This window comes from uncultured Agrococcus sp., from assembly GCF_945915485.1.
GTDB lineage: Bacteria > Actinomycetota > Actinomycetes > Actinomycetales > Microbacteriaceae > Agrococcus.
Genome location: NZ_CAMEFJ010000130.1, coordinates 1 through 4,584, shown reverse-complemented (window position 1 = coordinate 4,584; position 4,584 = coordinate 1). Strand labels below are relative to the sequence as shown.

General features: G+C 62.2%; 5 protein-coding genes. All 5 read left to right on the top strand.

Translation table 11 applies throughout. From position 1 onward, the window contains the following. Nucleotides 1-947, top strand: a 947-nt coding sequence (locus tag Q0O95_RS13230) for an ABC transporter substrate-binding protein (protein ID WP_293699565.1), incomplete at its 5' end; no start/stop codon positions are given. A gap of 85 nt (nt 948-1,032) precedes the next feature. Further along, on the top strand, nt 1,033-2,070 hold the full coding sequence (locus tag Q0O95_RS13225) for an iron chelate uptake ABC transporter family permease subunit (protein WP_293699563.1): 1,038 nt from the start codon (nt 1,033-1,035) through the stop codon (nt 2,068-2,070). After that, entirely contained in the window at nt 2,060-3,085 is a 1,026-nt protein-coding gene (locus tag Q0O95_RS13220) for an iron chelate uptake ABC transporter family permease subunit (protein WP_293699560.1), read from the top strand. Before Q0O95_RS13225 ends, Q0O95_RS13220 begins: the two co-directional genes overlap by 11 nt. Further along, a complete protein-coding gene (locus Q0O95_RS13215; RefSeq protein WP_293699558.1) occupies nt 3,082-3,846 on the top strand; it encodes an ATP-binding cassette domain-containing protein in 765 nt (254 codons plus the stop codon). The genes Q0O95_RS13220 and Q0O95_RS13215 overlap by 4 nt, the downstream gene beginning before the upstream one ends. A 259-nt stretch (nt 3,847-4,105) precedes the next feature. Continuing rightward, the coding region (locus tag Q0O95_RS13210; protein ID WP_293699556.1) for an ankyrin repeat domain-containing protein at nt 4,106-4,584 on the top strand (479 nt) is incomplete at its 3' end.

Genomic DNA, 4,584 nt, shown 5'->3' with positions numbered 1-4,584 from the left:
TAACCGGATGCTCGACGAACGATGACGCCCCCGCAGACGATCAGCAGGATGACAGTTCCAGCGAAGCGAGTGCCGAGTATCCGATCACGGTGACCGACATGGCGGGCAACGAGGTCACGATCGAGAGCGCTGACAGTGTCGTCGTCACCGACAACCGAATCTTCCAGCTTGTCGCCGACTGGGGTATCCAGCCGACCGCGGCGGCGCGGTCACTCATGACGGAGAAAAACCCCATGGAGTCGGACGAGTCGATTCTCGACATCGGCACGCACGGGGAGCCGGACTTCGAGCAGGTCGTCGCAGCGGACCCGGATCTCATTCTCAACGGTTACCGCTACTCGGACCACGCAGGCGACATGCAGGACGCGGCACCCGATGCGGCATTCGTCGACATGAATGTTCCCGAAGAAGACGAGATCAGCACCGACGAGTACCTGATCGAGAGCGTTACACTGCTCGGCGAGATCTTCGGCAAGCAGGACGAAGCGCAGGCGCTCGTCGATGACTTCCACGCGGCGGTCGACGAGGCCAAGAACGCCTACGACCCGGAGACGACCGTCATGGGCCTGATCACGAGCGGCAACGAGATCCGCTACTCATCGCCGACCGATGGACGTGGCGCGAGCATCTTCTTCGACCTGCTCGAACTCACCCCCGCGCTCGACGCAGACGGGTCGAGCTTCGACCAGGGTGACGACATCTCCATAGAAGCGATTGCCGAGGCCGAAGCAGACTTCTTCCTCGTGCTCGACCGTGAGGCTGCGTTCGATGACGGCGAGTCGACGCCGGCGTTCGAGCTCATCACGACGTCGCCGTCGCTGACGAATGTTCCGGCAGTACAGAACGAGGCGATCTACGTCATGCCCGCCGACTACTACCTGACGGAGGACATCATTGCGTACACGACCGTTCTGCAGGAACTGGCAGAAGCCTTCGACGCGCAGTAACGAAGTGACGCACTAGGTGTTGCCGCCGCGGCTCATAACGGGCCGCGGCGGCAACGCGCGTCCTCCCGTAGAAGGACCCCTTGACATGTCATCACCGGTGACGCCGATCAGGCGTGTGACCAACGTCGATGCGTTGCGGCGGCGGCAACCCGAAAAGCCGAAGTCGCTCTTGCGCAGGGCGTGGCCGTTGGCGTTGGCCGTCGTGCTCACGCTCGGGCTCCTGACCGTCTCCGTCTTCACGGGGGTCGCCGACATCACCGATACCGTCGGGCGCGGTCACGAGTTCACCTGGATCACGCGCATCCCGCGAACGTCAGCGCTCGTGCTCGCCGGCGCCAGTATGGCGATGGCAGGGCTCATCATGCAGTTGATGACGCAGAATCGTTTCGTCGAGCCGACGACGGTCGGTACAACAGAGTGGGCGGGCCTGGGGCTGCTGCTCACGTACATCGTGCTGCCGGCTCCCGACATCTTCACGCGCATGGCCGTCGCGATCGTGTTCGCCTTCGCCGGCACGCTGATCTTCTTCGCGTTTCTGCGCAGGGTCACTCTGAAGTCCTCGCTCATCGTGCCCATCGTCGGCATCATGTTCGGCGCCGTGATCAGCGCTATCTCGACCTTCATCGCTCTGCAGTTCGATCTGCTCCAGACCCTCGGCAGCTGGTTCGCCGGGCGCTTCACCGGTGTCGAGGTGGGCAGATACGAACCGCTCTGGATCGTCCTGATCATCGCCGTCATCGTCGTCGTGATCGCCGATCGGTTCACCGTCGCAGGGCTCGGCAAGGAGGTCGCGACCAATGTCGGGCTCAACTACGAGCGGATCGTGCTGCTCGGTGTCGGGCTCGTCGCAATCGTCACCGGCGTTGTCACGGTAGTCATAGGAGCGCTGCCGTTCCTCGGCCTCATTGTTCCCAACCTCGTATCCCTCGTGCGAGGCGACAATCTGCGCACCAACATCCCCTGGGTGTTCCTCACGGGAATCTGGGTCGTCACGGTCTGCGACCTCATCGGACGGGTCGTCATCATGCCGTTCGAGGTGCCCGTCTCGCTCGTGCTCGGCGCGGTCGGGGCAGCGGTGTTCATCTTCCTGCTGCTGCGGACGAGGAGGGTGAATGTCCGTTAGCGGCACCCTCGAACGGCGGCGCGTCGGCCCGTTCACCAGCAATGCGCATCGAGTGCGCTACTACACGGTGCTCGTCTCGCTCGTCATCGCCGCGATCGGAGTCACGCTGCTTGTGATGTCGTGGGACAACCAGTTCGAGCTCTTCAGCGAGCGCTGGTGGCGAGTGTCGAAGATGCGATTGACATCGATCATCGTGATGGCCCTGGTCACCTTCTGCCAGGCGCTCGCGACCGTCACGTTTCAGACCGTCACGAACAACCGCATCCTGACGCCATCGATCATGGGCTTCGAGTCGCTGTATGTGCTGGTGCAAACCGCGATCGTCTACTTCTTCGGCGCCTCCGGCCTCGTGCAGTTCGGGGAGTTCGGCCAATTCCTGCTGCAAGTGACGATGATGGTGCTGTTCGCCGTGCTGCTGTACTCGTGGCTGCTGTCGGGCAGACTCGGCAATCTGCACGTCATGCTGCTGGTCGGCATCATCATCGGAACCGGGCTGGGGGCGCTGTCGACCTTCATGCAGCGGATGCTCAACCCCAACGAGTTCGACATCCTGCGAGCGCGGCTGTTCGGCAACGTCGGCAATGCGGAAACCGACTTCCTCTGGTTCGTAATCCCGGTCTGCGCGGTGACGGGCGTTACGATCTGGCTCCTGGCCCGTCGTCTCAACGTGATTGCTCTCGGTGCGGACATCGCCGCGAACCTGGGGATGCAGCACAAGCGGCAGCTCATGCTCATGCTGACGCTGGTGGCCATCCTGATGGCCATGAGCACATCCCTTGTCGGCCCCATGACCTTCCTCGGGTTCTTGATCGTAACGCTCGCCTACTCCGTGACGGATACGTACGATCACCGTCGGATTCTGCCGGTCGCCTGGTTGCTCGGTTATGTCATCCTGTCGGGAGCGTACTTCCTGCTCCGTCACGTACTGACCGTGGTCGACGCGGTGACCATCATCGTCGAACTCATCGGGGGGCTCGTTTTCCTGATCGTCATTTTGAGAAAGGGGCGCTTGTGATCCGCCTGACCAACGTCGTGAAGCGATACGGCAATGATGTGGAGATCGGGCCGGTCTCGCTCGAGTTGCCCGCAGGTGGCGTCATCGCGCTCGTCGGGCCCAACGGCGCGGGCAAGTCGACGATGCTGACGATGATGGGGCGATTGCTCGCTCCCGACGAGGGTACCGTCGAGGTCGGCGGGCTGGATGTCCACGCGACACCGTCGAAGCAGGTCGCGAAGGCCGTCTCGATTCTGCGGCAGGAGAACCACTTCGTGACGCGGCTGACCGTGCGGCAGCTGGTCGGATTCGGCCGTTATCCGTACAGCGGGGGTCGCCTGACGCAGCACGATGAGGACAAGATCTCCGAGGCGATCGACTTCCTCAACCTCACGCAACTCGAGCAACGGTTCCTCGACCAGCTGTCCGGCGGTCAGCGTCAACGTGCCTACGTTGCGATGGTGCTCGCACAGGACACCGAGTACCTGCTACTCGACGAGCCATTGAACAACCTGGATGCGCAGCATTCGGTGCAGATGATGCAGCAGTTACGCAAGGCCGCCGACGAGCTGGGCCGCACGATCGTGATTGTCCTGCACGACATCAACTTCGCTTCTGCTTACAGCGACTACATCATCGCGATGGAGGACGGCAAGGTTGCGGTACACGGCAACCCCGATCAGATCATCTGCGACGACGTGCTCACGCGCGTGTTCAAGACGCCGGTGACGGTTGTGGATGGCCCGACGGGCAAGTTCGCGGCGTATCACCGGTCGGCGTAGCGGCACGTGCCCAGGAGTGTTGCACGAGATCCTGTCGTTCAGCACTAGCGCAGAAGAAGTACGCCGCATCGATCGCAGCCCCAATCGTGCGGTAATCGGCGATGAGGTAGTTCTCTACCGGAATCTCCCGTAGTGGCGAAAGGCCAGCTGCGACTGCGGCGGCAGCGCGAGTTCGACCTCGCCTTCCGTGAGCCGACGTATCGGAGAGGCAGGGGCTTCATTGGTAGGATCGGCCTGTTCAGCACAGTCGAGGAGAAGGGTGGTGATCGGTGCCGTGGGTTCCGTGTATGCCTTGGTAAGAACGGGCACAGCCGAGGAGTTCAAGCAGGCTTTCGACCCGGAGACGGACTCCGCAGATGAATTGCTTTTCAGGGCGCTCGCGCATCGCACTCCGGAGGACAGGGTTGCCATGGCCGCGTTCCTGCTAGACGAGGGTGCCGACGCATCGCTGCTGCAACCTCCGAATTCGGTTTTGAACGTATTGTTCGGCCAAGCTGCGCACGATTTCGAACTGGAAGCACCGTTGGTGCTGCGGATGTTGGAGGCGGGTGCTGACATCAATCACCGAACCCGGCGCGGTGAAACGCCTCTGACGCAGTTGCAGAATCTTGAGGGCGTGCGAGACGAAAGTATGGTGCCGGTCTACGACGTGCTACTTGCGTGGCCGGAGCTTGATCTGTCCTTGCCCTTGAGCCCGAAGCGTCCGGAAGGTCCGACAGTGCGCGAGAGCATATTCGC

Excerpts from the sequence above, each read along its gene's own strand:
- Q0O95_RS13225 (WP_293699563.1), top strand. The coding sequence starts at position 1,033 with ATGTCATCACCGGTGACGCCGATCAGGCGTGTGACCAACGTCGATGCG.
- Q0O95_RS13220 (WP_293699560.1), top strand. The coding sequence starts at position 2,060 with ATGTCCGTTAGCGGCACCCTCGAACGGCGGCGCGTCGGCCCGTTCACC.